The sequence below is a fragment of the Clostridium sp. AF17-21AC genome (assembly GCF_003461365.1).
Taxonomy (GTDB): domain Bacteria; phylum Bacillota; class Clostridia; order Lachnospirales; family Lachnospiraceae; genus Coprococcus; species Coprococcus ammoniilyticus.
The window spans coordinates 105,861-132,070 of the sequence record NZ_QTWY01000005.1 but is presented as its reverse complement, the minus strand read 5'-3'; the positions used below and the strand labels follow the sequence as shown (position 1 = coordinate 132,070).

Here is a 26,210-nt window from a genome sequence, read left to right as displayed (position 1 = left end):
GGGGAGACTATTTTATGAAAAAACATACGAAAATGTCAATGCTAAAACGTATCCTGGCAATTGTGATCGCAGCAGCAGTAGCGGTTTCCATACTTACGGTTCCGGATGTGGAAGTAAGTGCGGCAACCGGTAAAGTAAAATCTGTAGCGGTTACAAACCTGCCGGCAAAACAACTGACACTCAAAAAAGGGAAAACATTTACCTTAAAATCAAAGGTAACAGTAACCGGAAAGGCTTCAAAGAAGGTTACATATAAGACAAGCAATAAAAAGATTGCAACGGTAAATGCAAAGGGTAAGATCACAGCGAAGAAAAAAGGAACCGCTAAGATCTATGTGATCTCAAAGGCAAACAAAAAGAAAAAATGCACGATCACAGTGACAGTCGGTATACCGGTTACCAAGGTAAAGCTGAACAAGACCAAGTCCACGATGACAATTGGAAAAAAGCAGACCTTAAAGGCAACGGTTACACCGAAGAAATCCAGCAGCAAGGCAGTCGTATGGAAGTCATCCAATAAGAAGGTTGCAACTGTAACCAGCAAAGGTGTTGTAAAGGCAAAGAAAGCCGGAACAGTTACGATCACAGCAACAGCAAAGGATGGTTCCGGTAAGAAAGCTTCCTGCAAGGTAACAGTAAAGAAAGCATCTGCAGCAAAGCCGGTTGATCCAGTTCCGGTAACGCCGCTTGGTATCAAGAGTGTAAAGATCGTACAGGGTGATATGATGGAGGTTACCTTTACGAAGGCAACAGCACTTACGGCAGCAGATTTTAATGTATGGGCAAAACGATATGAAAATGCAGATTATCTGAAGAAATATACAGTGAGTCATGTAACGACAACGGATTCCATTACTTACAAGGTCCATATCACAGGAGATATGGTATTTGGCAAAGGGCTTTATATCAAGGTAGAGGTACCAAAGTTAAAGTTGTCAAAAGAGTGTGTGTATATGGAAGATACATATAATGTCGAAAATTCTGTAACATTATCATATAAAGTAGGGGCTACAGTAAAAGATACAAGACAGAGACTGGGAATAGGTTATGCGAATTATTCGATCAGCGGTCTTCCTGCCGGTATTCAATATGAGGTCACAACAGAGGCAACGAAACAGGTGATGGAATTTTCAGGATCACCGAGAAAGGCCGGGGTGTATGACAGCGTTCTGGTTTACGAAGATGAGATTGGCAGTAAATATCGTTTGACAATCCGTTGGATCATATATGACGCGGACAATCTGATCGTATGTGATAAAGAAGAAGGGGCATTAAATACTAATTGGAGTAGTTTATTTACACCGGTGTATGCATATGGAGGAAGCGGTTCTTATACATATGAGATCATAAGAGCAGAAAGTGACAGTGCGATCCTGGATAACTGTAAGATTACAGATGATGGAGATAAGATCAATATCAATGCAAAAGGGATTGCATCAGGAGTATATAAGATCCGTATCCGTGTCATAGATCAGAAGGATGGTACAAAGACAGGAACGGGAACACTTACTTTTACAATTGTAGATTCCTATTATATCAAGGGAATTGTAAGAGATGCGAATGGAGATCCGATAGAGCAGTACTGTTATTCAATAATTAATAAGAATAAATATGCGGAATATTCAAATACGATAAGCGGAGTAAGGTATAGCACTTATAATCTCAGTACCAAAAAATATGATGGTACGTTTTACGATGAAGGTTTGGAAAGCGGCATATATGATGTCACGATATCTGATCGAAGCGGGTCTGTAAGCAAGAGTATTTATAATCTGACAGCATTACCAAGAAAGGAAGGGCAGACATCGACGGATACGGATCTGAAGATGATGTTTGATGTTACACTTCCTGTTTATAAGATCAAGATTGAGATGGACCCAAATGCGCCGGAAGAAGTACAGGGATTTACGAAATTCGCTACCTGGCGCGATGTAGCCGGATCGAAATATTACAATGAAGGAACAACACAATACCTTCCAAACGGAACTTATCATCTGCGCTGTACCGGTACGGTGAATGGCACAAAATATGTCTTTTATGTGGATATAACCGTGAATGGCAGCAATACAACGGCATATGCTTATGTTAAAGAATAAGATATGAATTTGGATGTTACATGAGTTTGGAGAAATATCGAAGGAGAGTATAAATGAAAGAAAGACGAAAGAATTCGCTGGTAAGAAGAATACTTGCATGGGTGATCGCAGCAGCGGTGGCAGTATCCATTCTTACCGTTCCGCAGGCGGAGAGCTATGCGGCAGGAGGTAAGGTAACAAAGGTAGCGGTATCCAATCTTCCGGCAAAGCAGCTGACACTTAAAAAGGGGAAAACATTTACTTTAAAACCAAAGGTAACAGTAACCGGAAAGATTTCAAAGAAGGTTACATATAAGACAAGCAACAAAAAGGTTGTGGCAGTGAATGCAAAAGGTAAGATCACAGCAAAGAAAAAAGGAACAGCAAAGATCTATGTGATCTCAAAGGCAGATAAGAAGAAAAAATGCACGATCACGGTAACGGTTGGAACACCGGTTACCAAGGTAAAGCTGAATAAGACAAAATCAACGATGACAGTCGGGAAAAAGCAGACCTTAAAGGCAACGGTCACACCGAAGAAAGCAAGCAGCAAGGCAGTTGTGTGGAAGTCATCCAACACAAAGGTTGCAACGGTTACGAGCAAAGGTGTTGTAAAGGCAAAGAAAGCTGGAACGGTTACGATCACAGCAACTGCTAAGGATGGCTCCGGTAAGAAAGCAGCCTGCAAGATCACAGTAAAGAAGAAAAAAACTGCAAAACCGGCAAATGATCCTACACCTATACCACCGGCTCCAACCGGGTCGGTCGTGATCAAGAGTCTGACAATCCTTGGAAATGCAGATATTCAGGTGGTGTTAAGTGCCAAACAGGCATTAAAGGCATCGGATTTTACAGTTTCCAGTAAAGTGAATGGATATGGTAAATATGTAAGAAAATGTGTACTTGACAGTGTGACAACAACAGATCAGATCACATATCGTATTCATTTGAACAGACAGGATGTGCTCTTTAACAATAATATGATTCAGGTATCTGTTCCCAAATTGAAGACCAGTAAAGAAGCGGTATATCGAAAAGCTGCCAGTACAATAACGACCAGCGAAGTAAAGATATTTGCAAAGGGCGACGGATTTAACACAAAGAAGGATATAACCTATTATAAACCGGATATATCAGGACTTGCTGTTTTTACAGTTGGAGAACTGCCGCCGGGCGTTTCTTATAAAGAGGTACAGACAGGCAGTAATTCAAATTATCTTGAATTTACAGGCGTATTTACTGCGAGCGGGATCTATACAACAAAGATCGATGTAGTAGATGAACTTGGTAATAAGATACATCATACAATCACCTGGAAGGTATGGGATGCTCAGACGATCGTTGCAGAAGACATTATACAATATGGCTATTTACAGAATCCGGATGCAGCCGCCGGTAAACCGGATGGTGCGTATACATCCAAATCTGATGCACAAATTTTACCACGAGGCGGAAGCAGTACTTACACATATGAAGTTGTTTCGAAGGCAGACTGCATGGAACTGACACCGGATGGATTTTATGCTTATGGTACGATAGATACCAGGCAGGCGGGAACTTATTCTATGAAAGTAAAGATCACAGACAAGAAAGATTCTGCTATCTTTACATACTGTACAGTGACATTTGTCATTACAAAGGGAATTCGTGTGAAAGGAACATTTGTGGATCTGGATGGTCATAAGATCAAGAATACAGTTTCAGATACCTTTTGGTGTTATATCAAGTCCAAGTGGACGGATCGGGCATACTCCATTGATCTGAAAAAAGAGATCGGAAAGTACAATAGTAGTACCGGAACGGTATATTTTGATGTCCCGGAAGGCAATTACGACATAAGAGTGGTAAATAAAACCGGAGGGGTAGAAAAATATCTTGAAAATTATACGGTAAGTGCATCAACAAGCAATAATTACCAGATTGTGCTTCCGTTATATCAGATCACGGTTGCATCGGATAATACAGCATTAGGTGTTTCATCTTTTGGAGAATGGGAAGAAGCAGATGGTACTTTGAGAGGAAAAGGTGAGTATCTGTATCTGCCGGTTGGTAATTATACATTAACCAGTACTGCAGAGAAAAATGGGGTAACCTATCAGGCAACTCTCAAGATATCAGTTACGAATACTACACGGTCTGCAACAGTGACCGCGCACGTGGTGGCAAAATAAAAAAATACTACCCACAGGCATACCTGAAATTATGATAACCTGTGGGTAATATAATATTCCGAGCAAATAAAATCGGGAGAAGAAGGTAGTAAAGAGAGGCTATGTTTATGAAAAAACACGCAAAGACGTCAGTGCTAAAACGAATTCTGGCAGTTGTAATTGCAGTAACAGTAGCAGTGTCCATATTTACGGTTCCGGATGCGGAAGTAAGTGCGGCGACTGGAAAAGTAAAATCTGTAGCAGTCACAAATCTGCCCGCAAAACAACTGACACTTAAAAAAGGAAAGACATTTACCTTAAAATCAAAGGTAACAGTAACCGGAAAGGCTTCAAAGAAGGTTACATATAAGACAAGCAATAAAAAGATTGCGACGGTAAATGCAAAAGGTAAGATCACAGCGAAGAAAAAAGGAACCGCTAAGATCTATGTGATCTCAAAGGCAGATAAGAAGAAAAAATGCACGGTCACAGTGACAGTCGGTACACCGGTTACCAAGGTAAAGCTGAACAAGACCAAGTCTACGATGACAATTGGCAAAAAGCAGACCTTAAAGGCGACGGTTACACCAAAGAAAGCCAGCAGCAAGGCAGTCGTATGGAAGTCATCCAATAAGAAGGTTGCAACTGTAACCAGCAAAGGTGTTGTAAAGGCAAAGAAAGCAGGAACAGCTACGATTACAGCAACAGCAAAGGACGGCTCCGGTAAGAAAGCCACCTGCAAGGTAACAGTAAAGAAAGCATCTGCAGCAAAGCCGGCTGATCCAACTCCGGCTGCTCCGGACTATGCGATCAAAAGTATGAAGGTTCTTGGAGTGGAGAGCATAGAAATCACATTTTCCAAGGCGGTTGTACTTACAAAGGCAGACTTTGAAATCTTTGCAAAGCAGTATTCATATGGTACCTATAAGAAACCGTATCAAGTAGTTCAGGCAGAAACTAGTGATCATATCACATATATACTGCATATCAACGATGAAGATGAGTTTCAGAAAAATACATATATCAAGGTAGCAGTCAAAACCAGCGGTGTGTATAAGGAGTGTATATATCGGGATAAGACAGTTAATATTCAGAAAACCAGATACTATGCGATCAAAGTAAATGGAGCATTGGAAAGCTACAATGATGATCTTACTTATGGAACCGGTTACAGGACGTATTCAATTGATAAGCTGCCTGTAGGAATGGATTATTATATATTGAATGATATGATTGATGAAAGTATTGTGTTTACAGGATCACCGACAGAAGCAGGTGAGACTCAGAGCTTGTTGACCTGCGAAGATGAACTGGGAAATAAATATCAGACGACCATTATCTGGATGATCTATGATGAAAATCAGTTGTATTCACGTAGTACGACATGTCAGTATTTTTCACGGGAGAATGGCGTCTATCATAAGCCATATTCTGTATACGGTGGAAGTGGACAGTATACATATGAATTAGCCGGGGGTGATTATGAACTTTTCCAGACGACAATCAGTACATCAGGCTATATGAGGGTATCATTTGAAAATGTAGATGCCGGTGAATATCAGATTCAGGTTAAGATAACAGATAAGAATAACCCTGCTCTATATACGGTTGCGACAATTACATATACAATTATTGATGGAGCACATATCAGTGCGATTGTCCGGGATGCAAATGGTGATCCGATTCGAAGAGGAAATTATTCCTTACATGGATATTCGGATGATCCATCACAGAAATTGAATTCTACCAGTGGTTCAATACAAGATGGTACAATGTCTTATACCATTATTCCGGGAAATTATAATATTACCTTTTATAATGCAAGTCATACAGCGAAGTATACATTTTACAATCAGAAATGTCCGGTGAATTCCGGTGATGAGCCGATGACTTTTGATGTGACACTTCCGGTCTATCCGGTAACGATCGTTCCGGATCCGGAAAAGAGTACAGCCACATCATTTGGATATTGGGTAGATGTGAATGGTGCAAATGCGTATGGATATGAATCAGGAGATACGCTCTATCTTCCAAATGGTACTTATTATATTAAGACGGAAGATGGTAAAAGTTATGCCAGATTTACTGTGAACGGCAAGAGTCTGACAGTAAATGCGTATGATCGTCAGTAAGGAGGACAGGATATGAATCGAATACATAATATGAGCTATGCCAAACGGATCCTTGCATGGGTGCTTGCTGTAACAGTTGTACTGTCTATCCTGACTATTCCACAGGGAGAGAGCTATGCTGCTGCAGGAACGGTGAAGTCAATTGCTGTAACAAATCTTCCGGCAAAGCAGTTGACACTGAAAAAAGGAAAAACATTTACCTTGAAATCAAAGGTAACCGTAACCGGAAAAGCTTCAAAGAAGGTTACTTATAAGACAAGCAATAAAAAAATCGTGACAGTAAATGCAAAGGGTAAGATCACAGCAAAGAAAAAGGGAACAGCAAAGATTTATGTGATCTCAAAGGCAAATAAAAAGAAAAAATGCACGATCACAGTAACCGTCGGTACACCGGTTACCAAAGTAAAGCTGAATAAGACAAAATCAACTATGACAGTTGGTAAGAAGCAGACCTTAAAGGCAACGATTACACCGAAGAAAGCCAGCAATAAGGCAGTTGTATGGAAGTCATCCAACACAAAGGTTGCAACAGTATCAGGCAAAGGCGTTGTAACGGCAAAGAAAGCCGGAACCGTTACGATCACAGCAACCGCAAAGGATGGTTCCGGAAAGAAAGCAGCCTGCAAGATTACAGTAAAGAACCAGGTAAAGCCGGCTCCGGCACCTGTAACTGTAAAAAGTGTGAAGGCGATTGGAATGATGCAGGTTCAGGTAGAATTGACAGGTACCAAGGAATTAAGCAGTTCGGATTTTAAAATCTATAAAAGAAAGTACTCTTTTGGCAGTTATAAGAAGGAATGTAATATTGATTCGGTTAAGACTTCCGATAAGATAACATACAAGATAACACTGGATACTTTAGATGCACTTGTAACAGGAGATATGGTACAGGTTGTGATTGCCAAAATGAATTATAAGGGAGAGGCTGCATATAAGGGAATCATAAGAGAGCAGACGACAAAGTCCGAGATCATAAAAAGTGTTGGAGATAGTATCAATCACTATTCCGATGAAAAATATTATGAACCGGGACTGGTCGGGCTGTGTTCGTTTAAGATAACAGGAGAGCTTCCTCAGGGAATTACATATAAGATAATAAAAGACGATGATATGTTTAATGGTATAACCGATTGTCTGGAGTTTTCAGGAAGTTTTACAAAAGGCGGAATTTATACCACGAAAATTGAGGTAGAAGACGAGATCGGCAATAAGGTTCATCATACGATCACATGGAAGATAGCCGATGAGAACCGGTTAATGGCAGCAGATATTGTGCAATATGATTATCTGCGGCAGGAAAAAGGAGAAACAAAGAAATCATGCCATGTTGATCTGGATGCCTCAGTTTATGGCGGAAACGGAAGTGTGAAATATGAGATACTTGAATGTTCAAATGAAATAAGTTACAGCAAAAGTGCATTTGGACTTAACTGCATTCTGGATACAGAAAAAACAGGCACCTATACACTGAAAGCCAAAGTAACAGATACCGAAGATGCTTCAATAACAACGATTTTATCAGTTACAATAATTGTGAAGGATAGTGTAGCATTTAAGGGCTGTGTGTATGATCTGGACGGACACAAGATTACATCAACGGTCGCGGATGTGGCTGCACCATACTATATATCTTTATATGCAAAAGAAAAAGATACGTTGTGTGATGCGTCAGAATTTAATGATCCGGAATCAGATGGATCATTTCAGATTTTTGTTCCGGACGGAACCTATGATGTCTTTGTAGCAAGCGAGGCACAAGATATAGGAACCTGGGTATGCGACAGCAAGGTAACCGCATCTACCCCATATCAGAAAATTGTACTTCCGGTATATCAGATCACGATCGGATCGGACAATCCGGCAATCGACATTCGTAATTTTACAAAATGGAGATCCAATGAGAGAAAAACAATATATGGAAACGTAATATATCTTACAGCCGGAACCCATATCTGGACAAGCACCGCCACTATAGATGGTGTAGAATATACTGCTACATTAAACGTAACAGTAACAGATAAAACACGATCCACAACCGTAAAGGCACATGTAGTGGCAAAATAAAACAAAAGAATAATAATCGTAAAAGATTATAATTATGCGACGGATACCTGTTATAATGATTTGATGCACATATCACATTATAGTAGGTATTCGTTTTTTTATGTGAAAAATTGTATTTTTGTCAAAGCTGTAAATATGGCAATGTGTATATATTTTATTTATATTATATAAAAATATAAATAAACAACATTAACAATGCAGATACTATGATAGAAACTATGGATTTGTATAACACTAAAAAAATAGTTCAAAGAATATGCGTAAATTCAGAATTATCCCCGCCAATTCCGGGTGTTGAATGTTTTTCATAATTGCGGTATAATATTGAATCAATATGTACAAATACAGGAAGTCTGGAGGTATACAGAATGAGTGAAGAAAATACAAGCACGTATGAAAATATAGAAGAAGAAAATTCCATCGGTCATGTACAGATCGCAGGCGAGGTAATCGCGATCATTGCAGGTCTGGCAGCAACCGAGGTAGACGGCGTATCAAGACTTGCCGGCTCGCTATCAAATGAACTCGCAAGCCGTCTGGGCAAGAAGAATCCGGCAAAGGGCGTGAAAGTAGAGTTACTGCCGGGCGAAGTAAAAGTAGATCTTGCGATCGATGTATTATATGAATACAGCATTCCAACTGTGACAACACAGGTTCAGGATAAAGTAAAGCAGGCGATCGAGACTATGACAGGTCTTAATGTAACCAAGGTAAATATACGTGTAGCCGGCGTTCGCATGGCAGACGCAAACTAGAGAGGAACATATGACAAGACGAGAGATAAGAGAAACCGTATTTAAAATTTTATTCAGTCTGGAATTCAATGACATTTCAGAGATCAGAGAAGAAGCAGAACTCGAACTGGAGCATGCCAGCCTTTATGATGAAGACGATAACAAGATGGATGCAGTAGCCATGACAGAGGAAGAAAAAGCCTATGTTATAGATCGAGTAGAGGCAGTCGTAGCCCATATTACAGAGATCGATGAAACGATCAGTGGTATTTCACAGGGATGGAAGCTTGGCAGAATCGGAAAAGCGGAGCTTGCTATCTTAAGACTGGCTGTATACGAGATCAAATTTGATGAAGATATTCCTGTAAAGGTAGCGATCAATGAAGCAGTAGAGCTTGCAAAGACATACTGCGATGTAGAAGCAAAGAGCTTCATTAATGCACTTCTTGCAAAGCTTGCAGATTAGGTGAGAATATGGCAAAGAAAAGCTATACCGTCGGACAGGTAAATGGATATATCAAGAATCTGATCAGCAGTGATTATCTGCTTGGTGATATTTATGTGAAGGGAGAAGTCTCTAACTGCAAATATCACAGTTCCGGGCATATCTATTTTTCATTGAAGGATGAGACCGGTTCGATCATGGCTGTTATGTTTAAAAGTTATGCATATTCCGGTCTTGATTTCAAACTGGAAAACGGGCAGCAGGTAGTCTGCCACGGAAGTGTGAATATCTACGAACGGGATGGAAGATATCAGTTATATGTAAAAGAGATCAAGCTGGATGGGATTGGAAATCTCTATGAGCGGTATGAACAGTTGAAACAGAAGCTGTATGAACAGGGACTGTTTGAATTCGATATCAAGAAGCCGATACCGGCATATCCGAAGCGGGTAGGCATCGTGACAGCACAGACAGGTGCGGCGATCCAGGATATCAGAAACATCGCAAAGAGAAGAAATCCATATGTCCAGCTTATCCTGTATCCGGCAAAGGTACAGGGAGATGGGGCAGCAGAAGATATTGCGCATGGAATCGAAGTGTTGGATAACATGGGCGTAGATACGATCATTATCGGTCGTGGCGGCGGCTCGATCGAAGACCTCTGGGCGTTTAATGAGGAGGTCGTTGCATGGGCAATCTACCATGCAACGACGCCGATCATTTCCGGTACAGGTCATGAGATTGATAATACGATCGCAGATTATGCGGCAGATCTTCGAGCACCGACACCATCAGCCGCCTGTGAGCAGGCAATCCCGGATGTGATGTCTACAGTCCATCAGGTCATAAATCAGGGCAGACAGATGGATTATCTGATGAAACGGAGACTTGCAGCATATCAGGAGAAGCTGCAGGCTGCAGAAAGGCATCTTCGTATCCTGAATCCGAAGCAGAGGCTTGCACAGCAGCAGATTTATCTGGATGATCTGTCAGATCGTTTAAACCGTGCTATGAAGAACAAATACGACAGATACGAACATCGGGTGATGCTTCTTGCAGAACGTCTGCATGGTCTGTCACCATCGGCGAAGCTTATAAATGGATTTGGATATATCGAAAAGACCGGAACGCCGGTAACGACGATAAAAGAGATAGAAAAAGATGACCACATTACCATCCGTGTTCATGATGGCCTGATCGAGACAAGAGTAACGGATGTGAAAGAGGAAGATTAGAAATGGCAGAGAAGATGGAAAAGAAGGATTTCTCGATCGAGGAATCCCTGAAGAAAATAGAAGCAATCACGGCTGTCTTAGAGAATCCTGCGACATCGTTAAAGGACAGTCTGGCAGCCTATGCAGAGGGCGTACAGCTTGTTCAGGCATGTAAGGACAATCTGTGTGATGTAGAAAAAGAAATGATCGTATTGAGTGGAGAGAACAGTGGAAAAGAATAAATTAGAACTTCGGACAAAAGAAGTACAGAATATTATATACACATATGCACCGGCAGAAGAAGGGTTTCAGAAAACTATCTTTACGGCAATGAACTATTCCTTTCAGGCAGGAGGAAAGAGACTACGTCCGTTATTAATGCAGGAAACCTACCGTTTATTTGGCGGAACAGGAAAAGTTGTAGAGCCGTTTATGGCAGCAATCGAGATGATACATACCTATTCCCTGATCCATGATGATCTGCCGGCATTGGATAATGATGAATACCGCAGAGGAAGAAAGACTTCGCATGTGGTATTTGGTGAGGCAATGGCGATCCTTGCTGGTGATGCGCTTTTAAATTATGCATTTGAGACAGCCTGTAAGGCATTTGAACTGGAACCGGGGAATCAGACTGTTGCCAGAGCATTCACGATCCTTGCAAAAAAAGCAGGTGTAAACGGAATGATCGGTGGTCAGGTTGTAGATGTAGAGATGACAGGGAAGCAGATGAGTGGTGATCAGCTTCATTTTGTATATGAGAATAAAACGGGTGCGTTGATCGAGGCATCGATGATGATCGGTGCAGTACTTGCCGGAGCAACGGAAGACGAATTGAAGCAGGTCGAGATGATCGCATCGGATATCGGACTGGCATTCCAGATCCAGGATGATCTTCTGGATATTCTGGGTGACAGCACAGTGCTTGGAAAGCCTGTCTGCTCAGATGAAGAAAATGGTAAAGTAACTTATGTCACGGTCCACGGACTTGAGGAGTCCAAGAAGGATGTCGCGGAGATATCCAGACGTGCGGTTACAAGACTGGATCAGCTTCCGTATAAGAATGAATTTCTGGATGAATTGATTCTGGAACTGGTCAACAGAAAGAAATAACAGAGATGAAAGATATGAGTATACTGGATCGAATACAAGAACCAAATGACATAAAGAAAATAGATGAGAAAGATCTGCCGGAGCTGGCACAGGATATCCGAGAGTTTCTGATTGCAAATGTCAGCGAGACGGGTGGGCATTTGGCGTCAAACCTTGGGTGCGTGGAACTTACGATCGCACTTCACCGTGCGATGGATTTCCCGGCTGATAAGCTGGTATGGGATGTAGGACATCAGTCCTATGTGCATAAGATCCTGACCGGACGAAAAGATCAGATGACAACGTTACGGAAGTTTGGCGGTTTAAGCGGATTTCCCAAGACCAGTGAGAGTGATTGTGATGCTTTTAATACAGGACACAGTTCGACTGCGATGTCAGCAGCACTTGGTATGGCATGCGCAAGAGAAATCAAAGGAACACAGGAGAAGATTGCAGCCGTTGTTGGTGACGGTTCTTTCACCGGTGGTATGGTTTATGAAGCGCTAAATAACATGGCAGAGGTCAAGACCGGATGTCTGGTCGTGCTGAATGACAATGAGATGTCGATCGACCACAATGTAGGTGGAATGTCAAGCTACCTGAGTAAGCTTCGTGTCGGTCAGCCATATAATGATCTGAAAAACGGAATCGAGAAAGCGCTGATGCATATACCGGTAGCAGGTGAGAAGCTTGCGAAAGGATTGAAGCGGTCAAAGGACTCTTTAAAGCAGATATTCGTTCCCGGAATGTTCTTTGAAGAAATGGGTGTTACTTATATCGGACCGATCGATGGTCATAATATACGCATGATGGAAGAAACCTTCCGGCGTGCATTTAAGTTAAATAAACCGATTCTGGTTCATGTGAAAACGATCAAAGGAAAAGGGTATAAATATGCGGAGAAGCATCCATGCTATTTCCATGGGATCAGTTCTTTTGATGTTGCAACCGGAAAAGTGAAAAATGTAGAAAAAGGTTTATCTTATACTGCTGTATTTGCGAGAAAACTGATAGAACTTGGAACAGAAAATAATCGAATCGTTGCGATCACGGCAGCAATGAGCAAGGGAACCGGAGTCAATAAATTTGCAGAGGAATTCCCGGATCGAACCTTTGATGTGGGAATTGCAGAAGAACATGCGGTAACATTTGCGGCAGGACTTGCTGCGGAGGGCATGATCCCTGTGGTAGCGGTATATTCTTCCTTCTTACAGCGGGCTTACGATCAGATCCTGCATGATGTCTGTATGCAGAATCTGCATGTTATATTTGCAATCGACCGGTCAGGGCTGGTCGGGGCAGACGGTGAGACACATCAGGGAATCTTTGATACGGCATTTTTATCGCATATTCCGAATCTGGTCATTATGGCTCCGAAGAATCGCTATGAGCTGACCAGAGCGATGGAATGGGCAGTAGCCTATGACGGACCGATTGCGATCAAATACGCCAGAGGACAGGCATATTACGGTTTGAAAGATTATAATGAGCCGGTCGAATACGGAAAGAGCGAGATCCTCCGTGAGGGAAGTGAGATCGCATTAGTAGCGGTTGGAAATATGGTGGAAGAAACCGAGAAATTATATAACCGGTTCCTACAGGAAGGCAGACAGGTGACCTTTGTCAATGCAAGATTTATCAAGCCATTAGATAAAGAGATGATCGACCATCTGGCAGAGACACATAAGCTGATCGTAACGATCGAGGAAGGTATTCTGCATGGCGGTTATGGTGCTCTGGTTGAGGAATATCTGGAATCAAAGGCAAGTGATGTGAAGGTGCTTCCGATCGCAATCGAAGATACCTTTGTCCGTCATGGAAGTGTAGAAGAACTGAGAAAGATGTTGAAGATAGATGCTGAATCCATATACAGACGGATTCGGGACATAATGGAGTAGAGATGAAAGAACGACTGGATGTAATGATGGTAAATCGTGGACTTGCAGAGTCCAGAGAAAAAGCAAAGGCGATCATAATGTCGGGCATTGTCTATGTAGATAACATAAAGGAAGACAAGGCAGGATCGACATTTGATGAGAAAGCACAGATAGAAGTAAGAGGCAACACATTAAAATATGTGAGTCGTGGTGGTTTAAAGCTTGAAAAGGCAATGGATTGCTTCGGAGTAAGCCTTGCAGGAAAAGTGGCAATGGATGTTGGATCTTCAACCGGTGGATTTACGGACTGTATGCTGCAAAATGGTGCAGTTAAGGTGTATTCGGTGGATGTCGGACATGGACAGCTTGCATGGAAGCTTCGAAACGATGAGCGGGTTGTCTGTATGGAGAAAACAAATATCCGTTATGTGACACCGGATGATATCGAAGACAGGATTGCATTTGCATCGATCGATGTATCCTTTATTTCTTTGACAAAGGTGCTTCCTCCGGTAAAAGAGCTTCTGACAGACGATGGAGAGATCGTGTGTCTGATCAAGCCGCAGTTTGAAGCCGGCAGAGAAAAGGTCGGTAAAAAGGGCGTTGTCAGGGATCAGAAGGTGCATGTAGAAGTGGTTGAGATGATCGTTGATTTTGCAAGACAGATTGGATTTAAAACACTTGACTTAAGCTATTCACCGATCAAGGGACCGGAAGGAAATATCGAGTATCTTTTGTACATAACAAAGGATCAGACGAAGGAAAATAAAGAATTTGATATAAAGGCTATGGTGGAAGAATCACACAGATGCCTGTAAGAGGAGTAAAGATCCGATGAATCGTTTTATGATCGTGGTGAATCCCGATAAGGACACCGATTCGACAGTTACAAACAGAATACAGAGTTATCTGGAAGCGCATGGAGCAGCCTGTATGGTGCGGGATGTATTCCATCTGGAGTTTTCGGACTGGGAAGCTTTACAGAAAGAGCAGTTTGACTGTGTACTGGTTCTTGGTGGTGATGGAACGCTTTTGCGCATGGCAGGTGATACGGAAGATATCGATATACCGTTATTTGGCATTAATCTGGGTACGGTAGGCTTTCTGACAGAAGGGGAAGTTGCAAATATCGAAGAGATACTGGATCGGCTGCTGACGGATGATTTTACGATTGAAGAAAGAATGATGGTCACAGGTACGGTTACGAAAGCGGATGGAACAACGTATCGCAAGAGTGCTTTAAATGATATCGTGATCAGCCGGGCAGGATTTTCCAGACTGATCGGACTTAATGTGTCTGTTGATGGACAGGTGCTTGATACATATGAGGCAGATGGTGTTGTGATATCGACACCGACAGGCTCGACCGGCTATAATCTGTCAGCGGGAGGGCCAATCGTCAGCCCGGATGCAGAGCTATTAGTGATCACGCCGGTATCACCACATTCATTGACTGCAAAGAGTATCGTATTATCCGGTAAAGAGGAGATTACGATAGAGATCACCAAGAAGCGTAAGACACAGGATACAGAGGCGATCTGTTCTTTTGATGGTGGTAATGATGTGGAATTATCTGTTGGTGACCGGGTAGATATCCGCAAGGCGGAGAAGATCACCAGACTGATCAAAGCAAGTAATGTAAATTTTTATGAGATACTTAGAAATAAATTAGGAGGAAACTGAGATGAAATATCAAAGACAGGCAAAGATACTGGAGCTTGTTGAAAAATATGATATTGAAACACAGGATGATCTTCTGGAGAAACTGAAGGAAGAGGGATTTCAGGCAACACAGGCAACTGTTTCCAGAGATATTCGGGAAATGAATCTGACCAAGGTATCCGTACCGGGAGCCAGACAGAAGTACGCCGTTGAGAAGAACAATCGTTATGAGACGCTGGATTCCTATAAGAAGGTTCTGAGCACAGGAATTATTTCTGTAGATGCAGCAGAGAACCTGATCGTGATCAAGACAATCTCCGGTGTTGCCATGGCTGTAGCGGCCGCACTGGATCATATGGCTATTGATGGGCTGATGGGCTGTATCGCAGGAGATGATACGATCTTCCTTGCTGTGAAGGATAAGAACCTGACGATGTCGATCAAGGCGCAGATTGAAAAGATGTAAATTCTGTTATTTTGTGCATGGAATACACAGGAGGACATATGCTTTTAAATGTACACATAAAAAATATTGCATTGATTGAAGATGCAAATATCAATTTTACAGATGGACTGAATATCTTAACCGGTGAGACCGGTGCAGGTAAGTCTATTATTATGGGAGCTTTAAAGATTGGTATGGGAGGCAAGCTTCCAAAAGATATGCTGAGAGATCCGGAAAAAGAAGGTTTCTGTCAGTTATTATTTTTTATTGATGATGAATCACTGGTGAAGCAGCTGCAGGAGCTTGGGGTTACACCGTCAGAGGATGGAGAGATCATCATAACCAGACGAATAGTAAATGGCAGAACCATGAATACTATTAATGACCAGACAGTAACAGCAGCAAAGTTAAAAGATGTTTCGGCACTTCTTGTGGATATGCATGCACAGCATGAGCAGCAAATCCTGTTGAAGAAGGCAGAGCATTTGAATATTCTGGATAAATTTGCAAAAAAAACGCTTGCTTCATTAAAACAGAAATATGAAGACTGCTATAAAACATTTGAAGATCTTCGAAAAGAACTGGAAGAAGGACAGATGGATGAAGGCGAGCGGAAACGGAAACTGGAATATATCCGGTTTGAAGCAGGAGAGATCGAAGGTGCCAGGCTGGTTCCGGGTGAAGATGAAGAACTGGAGAAGCAGTACCGTAAGATGGTGAATGCCAAGGATATTGTAGAAGCAGTTTCTGAGGTTTATTCGATCACAGGGTATAACCGGAACGCATCTGCCGGAAATGAGATCGGACGTGCGCTTGCAAGCTTAAAAGCGATAAAAGGTCTGGATGAGGAGATAGAGAGCATCTTCAGTGAGCTTACAAATATTGATTCGCTGTTAAATGATTTTAATGTATCGGTCAGTGATTATATGCAGAGTATGGAATTCGATGAGTCTGAATTCCATGAGGTTGAAGACCGGCTGAATACCATTAATAATTTAAAAGGAAAATATGGAAGAACCCTAGATGATGTACTTGCTTATCTGGAGCAGCTGAAGCAGAATGAAGCAAAGCTTGTGCAGTATGAGGAATATGCGGAAGAATTGCAACAGAAAGTGAAAACAGCAAAAAAAGAACTGGATCAGGCGGCGGAAGTTTTAAGTGCAGAACGAAAGATTCAGGCAAAAGAATTATGTAAGCGGGTATCAGAGGCACTGGAGGATCTGAGTTTTAATCAGATCCGGTTCGATATGCATTTTGATCGTCTGACACATCCGGGAACTTCCGGTATCGACGACTGTTACTTTGTTGTATCGACAAATGTCGGAGAAAAGGAACGTCCGCTTTATGAGGTTGCATCCGGCGGTGAGCTTTCGAGGATCATGCTTGCGATCAAATCCTGCATGGCATCGGAAGATAACATTGATACTCTGATATTTGATGAGATTGATGTTGGTATCAGCGGCAGAGCAGCATCAAGTGTGGCAGCAAAGCTTGCGGTTATATCAAAAGCGCATCAGGTGATCAGTATTACGCATCTGCCACAGATTGCAGCAATGGCGGACAGTCATTACAGAATTGAAAAAGTGGTAAAGGATGGCAAGACGATCACGCAGATCTCCAAGTTAGACCGGGAAGAATCTGTGCTTGAGATTGCCAGGCTGCTTGGCGGTGCAGAGATCACAAATGCCGCGGTTGAAAATGCCAGGGATATGAAAGAACTGGCAGACAAAGCAAAAATACACTAATTAAAAACAGAACAAAAAAACCAATACTAAGAGTAGCAATAAAACAATTGCTGCTCTTTTTTTCTTATGGTCTATGCAGCATTTACAGAAAGGAGTATTGGGATGGAAGAAGAAACAAAGACGTCGAACCGTTACCGTTCGCTGCTGATCGGATTTTTGATTTTGGATCTGATCGCATTTACACTGCTGGCAGTCGCTTATTTCTGGAACGGAGATATCGGAGATCAGGAGATCAAGTATGAAGATGCGGAGCTTGTATTCGATGATCTGTCCGGACAGAAAGTGATACCGTCCGGCGAACCGGTCGGGATCTATCTGAAAACAGATGGCGTTATGGTCGTAGATTGTGACGAGGTGGAAACTGCACAGGGAGAGATTTGCTCTCCCTGTAACGGCCTGCTTCAGACAGGAGATTACATCACAGCTGTAAATGAAACAGCCATATCAACAAAAAAGGAACTGATGCAGGCTTTATCCGGGAATAATACCGGAACTATGAGACTTACATTTCTGCGGGACGGAAAGTCACAGGTAGCAGAGGTTACACCTGTGAAAACAAATAAGAATGCTTATATGTTAGGACTGTGGGTGAAGGATGACATATCGGGTATCGGAACAGTGACCTTCCTATGTGGCAATCAGTTTATGGCACTTGGACACAGCGTATCGGATAATGATACCGGGCTTAAGATCAGCAGCACCGGTGGGGGTATCTATACTACACATATAACGAAGATTAACCGATCCTTTGTGTCGATGCCGGGGCAGCTTCAGGGAACGATCCTTTACAAGAAGGATCTGATCGGAATTGTAGAAGGTAATTATGATAACGGAATCGGCGGATATCTCGATGAAGAATATGTGGCGAAGCATTACAAAGCTGCAGAAGCCATGTATATCGCAGATCCTGATGAAGTTCAGACCGGAGAGGCATATATTTATTCCAGATTGGATGGGAATCTGAAAAAATACAAGATCAACATTCTGGCGGTTCATACCGATACTGCCAATAAAAATATGGAATTTAAGGTAGAGGACGAGGATCTGATCGCACTTACCGGCGGTGTCTGTCAGGGCATGAGCGGAAGCCCGATCGTACAGAATGGCAAGCTGATCGGTGCGGTTACACATGTGCTTGTGGATGATCCTACGGAAGGGTATGCTGTATTTATTGAAAATATGATAAAGTAGTGACTTAATTGATTATTCATGTTAGAATCGAAGCTGTACACTGTTAAAAGAAAAAAGAGAAGGGATATTTTGCTTCAGGGTACATGGAGCAGAAGATAGAGTACGATGGATACACAAAACAATAACAACAGAAGTTCATTTTCGGGGAAGATAGGATATGTGCTGTCGGCGGCAGGAGCGTCGGTCGGTCTTGGAAATATATGGCGGTTCCCGTATCTGGCGGCAAAGTACGGAGGAGGAATCTTTCTTCTGATCTATATTCTGCTGGCACTCACATTTGGATATACGATGATTGTTGCTGAGTCTGCGATCGGTCGTATGACAAGAAAGAGTCCGGTCGGAGCGTTTCGGTCATTTGGCAAGAAGAAATGGTTGTCCTTTGGCGGCTGGATCAATGCGATCATACCGGTGCTGATCGTACCGTATTATTCGGTGATTGGTGGTTGGGTTATCAAATATCTGGTGGAATATGTCAAAGGAAATGGAAAGAATCTGGCAAAGGATGGATATTTTACAGACTTTATCTCGAATGGCGTTTCGACAGAGCTTTGTTTCATCGTATTTTGTCTGTTTACGCTGGGGATCATCTTTGCAGGTGTTCAGAATGGTATTGAGCGTGTATCAAAGATCATGATGCCGGTACTGATCGTGTTATCGATCCTTATTGCTGTATATTCAGTGACAAGACCGGGGGCATTAAAGGGCGTGAGGTATTTTCTTGTTCCGAATTTTGATAATTTCTCATGGATGACTGTGGTAGCGGCGATGGGGCAGATGTTTTATTCCCTGTCGATCGCAATGGGTATTCTGATCACATTTGGTTCTTATATGAAAAAGGATACGGCGATCGAGGATGCTACAAGGAATGTTGAGGTGTTTGATACGGCAATTGCAATCATGGCAGGACTTATGATCATTCCTGCGGTATTCGCATTTTCAGGCGGTAATCCTGACACCTTACAGGCAGGTCCTTCATTGATGTTTATAACGATCCCTAAGGTATTTCAGAATATGGGACTTGGAACAATAGTCGGTATTCTGTTCTTCCTGTTGGTTTTATTTGCAGCAGTAACCAGCTCAATCGCACTGACTGAGAGTGCAGTATCCACATTTGAGGATGAGATCGGTTGGAGCAGAAAGAAAGCAACTGTTTATGTAGGTGTGATCATGCTGATCCTTGGAAGTCTGTCATCACTTGGATATGGACCGCTCGCCTGTGTAAAGATCATCGGTATGCAGTTCTTAGATCTGTTTGATTTCCTGACGAATTCGGTTATGATGCCGATCGCAGCACTTATGACCTGCTTACTGGTTTCAAGAGTTGTGGGAATCGATAAGATAGAAGAAGAGATTCGTCATGGCGAAGGTGCATTTCGCAGAAAGAAGATCTTTGTTGTGATGATCAAATACATATGTCCGGTCTTCGCCCTGATCATTCTTGCAAGCTCGGTTGCAAATGCACTTGGCTGGATCTCGATGTAGCTTCAATCTCCTTATGTTAGAAATGGATGTGTGGTTTATGGCATTTATTTCCGGCAGAAGGAGATTTTTTCTTTGTATGTTTATGGTGGAAACTGGTTTGCGATATCAGTCGAAGAAGGGCTGACCTTGACCGGATTGAAGTCCTTGGAAGAAATCATAACAGTATTATGCTTCAAACGCATTTTTAAAATTCCGCTTTTGTTCACCGCGGTAAAAGAGGACGGAGACTGCAGTTCCGCAGCACCAGCCGACCGGCCAGGAGCACCAGATACCGACAGAACCGAACATCTTTGAAAAGATGATGGATAAGACTACTCGAAGGATCAGATCGGTAAAGGTGGAGATCATGAATTTGTTCATGATACCTGCGCCACGCAGGATTCCGTCTGCCATTAATTTGACGGATACGACGAAATAAAATGGTGCAAGGATACACAGGAAAATGATACCTGTCTTGATCGCAGTTGCAGTCGGGTTATCAAGAAAGAGCAGCAACAGCCATCTTCCGCAGGTGAAGTACAACAACGCAAACGGAATACATAACAGCCAGACCAGCTTTAAGGAAGCCTTGAAGCCGGAACGGATACGGTCAATTTTACCCGCACCGATATTCTGGGCGGTATAGTTTGAGATACCGTTTCCCAGTGTGGTGAGAGAGGTAATGACCAGATTGTTCAGCTTGACAGCTGCAGAATATCCGGCGATAACGCTGGTTCCGAAGTCGTTGATAACACTCTGGATGATAATATTTCCGATGGATATAAAGCTCTGCTGTAGGGTGCTTGGGATAGCAACGACCAAGATCTGTTTTAAGATGCTGCCATCAAAGAACCGGAAACGGCCTTCTGTCTTGATACCGATAAGACGGCGAATCACAACAGCTACAGCCAGAACGGCACTGACACCCTGACAGAGGAAGGTTGCCCAGGCAACACCTGCGATTCCCATCTGAAAGGATTTTACAAATAAGATATCGACAAATATATTGGAAACGGATGATATTGCAAGGAAGATGAATGGAGTTCTGGAATCACCGAGAGCGGAGAAAATTCCGGTTGCAATGTTGTAAAAGAACATAAATGGAAGACCATAGATATAGATGTTCAGATACAGCAGGGAAGCATCCATGATATCGTCCGGAGTGTGGATCAGAGCAAGCAGTTCCCGGCTGGTGAGCAGACCGGCGATCACCATAACAGCCAGTAAAACAGCCGTAAAGATAAAAGTGGTCGATACAGCCGTCTTCATATTCCGATATTCTTTTGCTCCAAATAATCTGGATACGATAACCGAGCATCCCATATTACATCCAAATGCAAATGCGATAAAGATCAATGTGATCTCGTAACTATTGCCAACAGCGGCAAGAGCACTTTCATTGATAAATTTTCCGGCAACCAGACTGTCGGCAATGTTATAGAGCTGCTGGAAGATCACACTTCCAAAGAGTGGCAGACAGAAACGCCACAGCACAGATTCCGGTTTCCCTACGGTCAGATCCTTGTTCATTTTTATTCGTCCTCATTTCTTTTTTTATGACATGATGAATTATAGAACGATAAAATAAAATGTCAAGAATGATTAAAGGTTCCCGTGGAGTAATTGGGATAAATCATCAGGTGTATCAATATCCCTTAGTTCGTTTATATCTGAAACAGAAAAGGTACGGATACGATCAGGATGATTATTTATTACCAGACTGCCGCCTTTTCTTAAAGGAAGATTCTGAAGTTCCTCAAAAAATTCAGCCGGAAAGATAACAGGAGAACCGACTATATCGCCATAACAGGTTCGCCAGATTGAGTTTCTGTCATTTTCCGCACAAAGAAGCAGCGAGATCATGGATTCTTTTTGAAGCAAAGGCTGGTCGGCGGGGAGAAAGACGCAGCGATCGATATGATCACCAATGGTTTCCAGACCGAGGCGAATCATATCGTTTCGATGCGGAAAGGTATGAAGCAGTACCGGAATATTTTGTTTTATACATAGGCTCTGAATTTCCTTGTGAATGGTTACCACGACAGATGTTGTAAACAGATTCTTAATAATGTTAAGAGAGAAATCGATCAATGGTTGTCCATTGAAATCAGCAAGCAGCTTATTTCCACCAAAGCGGGTACCCTGACCGGATGCCATGATGATACAGCCTGCATTTCCATATGGTTGATCGAGATCCACAAGGAAAACATCCTTATGGTTACGCAGTTCCTCCAGAAACGGAAGCTTTTGTTTTCGCACGACCATGAGAAGCTGTTTGTGCTTCATTAAGGTTCGTATAGCTTGCCGGTATTTGCAGGAATTACTTTCCAGAAAGCCGATTTCATCAATCGTGATCCATTCGGAAGTTGCATGCAGACAGGAATGTAAGAATGCGGTTCCTTTTTCATCAAAGCATTCGGGAATAGCAAGCATCTGATTTCTCTTATGGGTTGGATCCGGATGATAACGTCCAATCTGGATTATTTCTTTTGACCAGTTGTTTTTCAGGTAGACTCCTTTTTCCGGTACTACCCAGGAGGTAACACCGGGCATCGGGGAGGAAAAGAGAGATGCCAGAAGTGTTGTTTTTCCACTTCCGGATGCTCCTGTCAGAACCAGATGTTTTTTTCCACTAGTCTGAAAAGATCTCCATATAGAGTTTGCTGTTGGCCTCGTTACAGGCATTCCGGTAGGTTTCATATTTTTTCAGCCATTCCTTTCCCTCTGGAGTCAGAGTACTTCCACCACCGGATCTGCCGCCGGTGCTACGTTTTGTCAGAGAAAATCCTAGTTCTTTTTCTGCCTTATTGATCATACGGAGTGCCTTTGTATAGGCAAGTCCCATAGAGATTGATGCAGAACGGAGAGAGCCGGTTTCTTCGATCATATGAAGCAGTTGGCATGGTCCGGCTCCAAAAAATTTTTCGTTATTATCATTTACAAAGTAAATTTTTGTTATTGCTTTCAAGATGTTTCAGCCTCCTTCATCATAACAAGCCTGCTATTTCCAAGACGATCGTTAAGCTTTGACAGACTGATTGTACCATATATTTTGGAAAGAAGCTGTTCCATATCGGAAATTGATGTTTCGGATGGAATGATCGTACCGATCAATCTGCCGTCTGACAGGATCAGAAGTGAATCACAATAATTTAGCGCCAGAGCTGAATCATGTAGTGTGATCAGGGCAGAAGCATGATTTTGTTGGATATAATCCTGTAAAAGCTCCATTGCCTGATAACGTAGTCGAAAATCTAAGGCACTTTCCGGTTCATCCAAAAGAAGAAGTTTTCGTTTGCCTGCAAATGTACGTGCTAATATACATAACTGTTTCTGACCGGCACTCAGACTTTGAAAATTATCATACATCCGGTTGCCAAGACCAACATCGATAAGTGCCTGTATAGCTGTTTCTTTCATTTGCCGGGTTGGAGTCTGCAACAGTTTCAGTTCAGGGTTGAACCCCATCATAACTACATCAAAAAGCGTGAGATCTAAAGAGATACTGTTATTTTGTGGTATATATCCACAAAGCCTTGCCAGTTCCTTTGGGGAAACTGATTCTACGGTAATTGTATCAATTTGACAGTTCCCCGTATGGGGAAGCAGATTTGCCAGAGACTTGATCAAGGTGGTTTTTCCGCAACCGTTTGCCCCCAGTATACCAATAATCTGACCGGAGTCGACGGAAAAACTGATATTTTTGATAATGTTTGTTCCATTATATCCGGCAGACAGATTGTTTACAGTCAGTAATTTCATATCCGATCACTTCTCCTTATACATAGATAGATTAAGAATGGGACTCCTAAAAGACTTGTAAAGATACTTACAGGCAGTTCTGTGGATGCTATACTACGAGCAAATATATCTCCCATGGTTAGCAGACATCCACCGATCAGTCCGCTTAGCAGCATGGTGGATAGCCGGTTGTTTTTTAGTAATAAACGTGCTCCGTGTGGTGCCAGAAGAGATACGAAGCTGATCAGTCCGGTCATACTGATCACACCGGAAACAGCCAGTGTCGCAATCAACAAAACAATCAGACGAATCTGCTGTACATTTACACCGAGCATTTTTCCCTCATTATCATCTAAAGAGAGAAGGATGATCTGTCGATATAATAAGAATAGAATGACTGAACAGAAAAGACATAGGATAATATTTCCTTTTATGGAGTAGATGCTGATTCCATTTAGACTTCCCATGATCCAATATTCAATCGATGCCAGTTGTTTTTCCGGATCTGCGATTAATTTCAGACAAACCAGTGCCGTCTGTGCGAGACTGTGAACAGCGATTCCGGCAAGTACAATGCTGTGACCATCCCGGTCTGCGGTTAAGGAAGATAATACCAGTGCAAGGATAACAGAACAAACAGCCCCTGCAAAAGCAGAGACTGTGATCGCCATAGAACCGGATAAGAACAGAATTCCAAATGCTGCACCGGCACTGGCTCCCGAAGATACGCCAATGATATCAGGGGAGGCCAGAGGATTCCGAAAAACGGTCTGATAGACAAAACCTGCCATGCCAAGGACAAATCCTCCGATAGCACCGATAACAGCGCGGCTGGCGCGGAGCGTAAGAAATACTCGCCATTGCATGGAGTCTCCGGCTATCAGACCGGTCAGGGTGATCCTGTATTTTCCGATAAACAGGGAAGCTGCTGTCAGAAGAATCAGACCTACGCTTCCGGCAATAAGATATAAATTTACTTTATTTTTTGATTCCATAGAATGTTTCATAGAAAGAATTCATCTCTTTCGTATAAGTATCAGTTGAAACCTGATCAGGATGCAGGATTCCGGCAAGCCAGATGGAAGCCAGAATACTAGCAGGTACAGGACTATCCAGTGCTTCGATATCTCCCGGAATGGCATAAACGTGGTTATTTTTTACTGCTGTGCAGTCTTTCAGGTTCGGATCGCTTAATACATCGTCTACTGTATATTCTGCATCGGAAGCAAGAATAATATAATCAGGATTCCAGGAGAGAAGCTGTTCATAGCTAATCTCGGCCCAATAGGTATCAGAGATATCAGATGCTACATTTTTACCGCCTGCAAGTTCGATAATACCTGATTGGTACATAGCTGGACCGGCAGTTGACAGGAGAGAAGAATTACCTGCAAGGTAAATATTCGGAGTGTCGTCTGCGGTTGCAAGAGAAGTAGTAAGCATTTCTTTTTCCTGATTAATGAAGTCAAGCAGTTGGTCTGCTTTATCCTGGGTATTTGTAGCTGTGGCAATAAGACTGATCATATCGGATAACTGATCCGGACTTTCTGGATTTACCAGTAACACAGGAATACCAAGCTCTGTCAGACTCTTTGCGGCATCTTTTAGCTTTAACGGTAAAATCACAAGATCCGGTGAAAGAGAAGCACAGGTTTCCAGATCGAATTCCTTTGCTGTTCCGACATTTGGAAGTTCCAGAAGCTCCGGAGCAGCCAGTTTGTAGATTGGTCTTTTGTCTGCCTTTGCCTCAATGCCTACCACCTTGTCCGATAATCCAAGTGCGATCAGAAGACTGGAAGGAATGTAATATCCGCTTACAATCTTAGTTGGCTCTTTTTCAATGGTAACGGTGCGGTCTGCCTGATCCGTAACTGTGATCGGATAAGAGGTTTCTTTTTCGGCAGCTTCTGTAGACACATCATCTGAAGAAGCTTCTGATGATAATTCTGAGGTTGCTTCTGATGAAGCGGTTGTCCCTGTGTCTGCAGGCTTTGATGAAGTATTACAGCCTGCCAGAGATAAAAGCAGGGAACAGATTAATAATAAGGATAAGTATTTTTTTAGTGTGTTTTTCATAATAACTCCTTTTCGTTATATTTCGAATAATACAACGGTATTGTAGCAAAGCATCTTTTCAAAAACAAGTATTTTTACTATAATATATTTTGATATAGTGCGGCTA

General features: G+C 42.4%; 22 protein-coding genes. 16 read left to right on the top strand and 6 right to left on the bottom strand.

Going from position 1 to position 26,210, the window contains the following annotated elements; translation table 11 throughout:
• The first annotated feature begins 14 nt into the window (after positions 1-14).
• The 16 genes from DWW85_RS09175 to DWW85_RS09100 all read left to right on the top strand — a co-directional run bounded on the left by DWW85_RS09175 (position 15) and on the right by DWW85_RS09100 (position 20,308).
• Positions 15-2,096 carry an Ig-like domain-containing protein gene (locus DWW85_RS09175; protein ID WP_117808429.1) on the top strand — a complete coding sequence of 694 codons (2,082 nt, stop codon included), beginning with the start codon at positions 15-17 and terminating at the stop codon, positions 2,094-2,096.
• A 53-nt stretch (positions 2,097-2,149) separates the two neighbouring features.
• Positions 2,150-4,246, top strand: coding sequence for an Ig-like domain-containing protein (locus DWW85_RS09170; RefSeq protein WP_117808428.1), 2,097 nt, complete (start codon positions 2,150-2,152; stop codon positions 4,244-4,246).
• 107 nt (positions 4,247-4,353) lie between these two features.
• Positions 4,354-6,357: an Ig-like domain-containing protein gene (locus tag DWW85_RS09165; RefSeq protein WP_181986546.1), complete on the top strand. Its 2,004-nt coding sequence runs from the start codon at positions 4,354-4,356 to the stop codon at positions 6,355-6,357.
• A 12-nt stretch (positions 6,358-6,369) separates the two neighbouring features.
• Positions 6,370-8,421: an Ig-like domain-containing protein gene (locus DWW85_RS09160; protein ID WP_117808426.1), complete on the top strand. Its 2,052-nt coding sequence runs from the start codon at positions 6,370-6,372 to the stop codon at positions 8,419-8,421.
• 368 nt (positions 8,422-8,789) lie between these two features.
• On the top strand, positions 8,790-9,176 hold the full coding sequence (locus DWW85_RS09155; protein WP_008401476.1) for an Asp23/Gls24 family envelope stress response protein: 387 nt from the start codon (positions 8,790-8,792) through the stop codon (positions 9,174-9,176).
• A 10-nt stretch (positions 9,177-9,186) separates the two neighbouring features.
• The gene (gene nusB / locus DWW85_RS09150; protein ID WP_021944759.1) at positions 9,187-9,621 is read left to right on the top strand and encodes a transcription antitermination factor NusB; all 435 of its coding nucleotides are present in this window, start codon (positions 9,187-9,189) and stop codon (positions 9,619-9,621) included.
• 8 nt (positions 9,622-9,629) lie between these two features.
• Positions 9,630-10,835: an exodeoxyribonuclease VII large subunit gene (xseA, locus tag DWW85_RS09145; RefSeq protein ID WP_021944758.1), complete on the top strand. Its 1,206-nt coding sequence runs from the start codon at positions 9,630-9,632 to the stop codon at positions 10,833-10,835.
• Between the two features lie 2 nt (positions 10,836-10,837).
• Positions 10,838-11,056, top strand: a complete 219-nt coding sequence (gene xseB / locus DWW85_RS09140) for an exodeoxyribonuclease VII small subunit (protein WP_117808425.1) — start codon at positions 10,838-10,840, stop codon at positions 11,054-11,056.
• Complete coding sequence (locus tag DWW85_RS09135; RefSeq protein WP_242996142.1) at positions 11,043-11,927, top strand: polyprenyl synthetase family protein; 885 nt, start codon at positions 11,043-11,045, stop codon at positions 11,925-11,927. The genes xseB and DWW85_RS09135 overlap by 14 nt, the downstream gene beginning before the upstream one ends.
• 5 nt (positions 11,928-11,932) lie before the next feature.
• On the top strand, positions 11,933-13,804 hold the full coding sequence (gene dxs / locus DWW85_RS09130) for a 1-deoxy-D-xylulose-5-phosphate synthase (protein ID WP_117808424.1): 1,872 nt from the start codon (positions 11,933-11,935) through the stop codon (positions 13,802-13,804).
• A gap of 2 nt (positions 13,805-13,806) precedes the next feature.
• Complete coding sequence (locus DWW85_RS09125) at positions 13,807-14,601, top strand: TlyA family RNA methyltransferase (RefSeq protein ID WP_021944754.1); 795 nt, start codon at positions 13,807-13,809, stop codon at positions 14,599-14,601.
• 16 nt (positions 14,602-14,617) lie between these two features.
• Entirely contained in the window at positions 14,618-15,466 is an 849-nt protein-coding gene (locus tag DWW85_RS09120; RefSeq protein WP_242996140.1) for an NAD(+)/NADH kinase, read from the top strand.
• Position 15,467: 1 nt separating this feature from the next.
• Positions 15,468-15,911 (top strand): arginine repressor, encoded by a 444-nt coding sequence (gene argR, locus DWW85_RS09115; protein ID WP_021944752.1) that lies wholly within the window; start codon positions 15,468-15,470, stop codon positions 15,909-15,911.
• A 38-nt stretch (positions 15,912-15,949) separates the two neighbouring features.
• Positions 15,950-17,635, top strand: a complete 1,686-nt coding sequence (gene recN, locus DWW85_RS09110; RefSeq protein ID WP_242996138.1) for a DNA repair protein RecN — start codon at positions 15,950-15,952, stop codon at positions 17,633-17,635.
• Positions 17,636-17,737: 102 nt separating this feature from the next.
• On the top strand, positions 17,738-18,826 hold the full coding sequence (locus tag DWW85_RS09105) for a SpoIVB peptidase S55 domain-containing protein (protein WP_181986545.1): 1,089 nt from the start codon (positions 17,738-17,740) through the stop codon (positions 18,824-18,826).
• A gap of 105 nt (positions 18,827-18,931) precedes the next feature.
• Positions 18,932-20,308: a sodium-dependent transporter gene (locus DWW85_RS09100; RefSeq protein ID WP_117808421.1), complete on the top strand. Its 1,377-nt coding sequence runs from the start codon at positions 18,932-18,934 to the stop codon at positions 20,306-20,308.
• A gap of 165 nt (positions 20,309-20,473) precedes the next feature.
• Here DWW85_RS09100 and DWW85_RS09095 read toward each other — a convergent pair whose 3' ends face one another.
• The 6 genes from DWW85_RS09095 to DWW85_RS09070 all read right to left on the bottom strand — a co-directional run bounded on the left by DWW85_RS09095 (position 20,474) and on the right by DWW85_RS09070 (position 26,104).
• On the bottom strand, positions 20,474-21,817 hold the full coding sequence (locus DWW85_RS09095; protein ID WP_117808420.1) for an MATE family efflux transporter: 1,344 nt from the start codon (positions 21,815-21,817) through the stop codon (positions 20,474-20,476).
• Positions 21,818-21,889: 72 nt separating this feature from the next.
• A complete protein-coding gene (locus tag DWW85_RS09090; RefSeq protein ID WP_242996136.1) occupies positions 21,890-22,987 on the bottom strand; it encodes an NTP transferase domain-containing protein in 1,098 nt (365 codons plus the stop codon).
• Positions 22,920-23,255, bottom strand: a complete 336-nt coding sequence (locus tag DWW85_RS09085) for a LysR family transcriptional regulator (RefSeq protein ID WP_008401492.1) — start codon at positions 23,253-23,255, stop codon at positions 22,920-22,922. Before DWW85_RS09085 ends, DWW85_RS09090 begins: the two co-directional genes overlap by 68 nt.
• Entirely contained in the window at positions 23,252-24,049 is a 798-nt protein-coding gene (locus DWW85_RS09080) for an ABC transporter ATP-binding protein (RefSeq protein ID WP_117808418.1), read from the bottom strand. Before DWW85_RS09080 ends, DWW85_RS09085 begins: the two co-directional genes overlap by 4 nt.
• Positions 24,046-25,023, bottom strand: a complete 978-nt coding sequence (locus DWW85_RS09075) for an iron ABC transporter permease (RefSeq protein WP_117808491.1) — start codon at positions 25,021-25,023, stop codon at positions 24,046-24,048. The genes DWW85_RS09080 and DWW85_RS09075 overlap by 4 nt, the downstream gene beginning before the upstream one ends.
• Complete coding sequence (locus tag DWW85_RS09070; protein WP_117808417.1) at positions 25,007-26,104, bottom strand: ABC transporter substrate-binding protein; 1,098 nt, start codon at positions 26,102-26,104, stop codon at positions 25,007-25,009. Before DWW85_RS09070 ends, DWW85_RS09075 begins: the two co-directional genes overlap by 17 nt.
• Between the last annotated feature and the right edge of the window lie 106 nt (positions 26,105-26,210).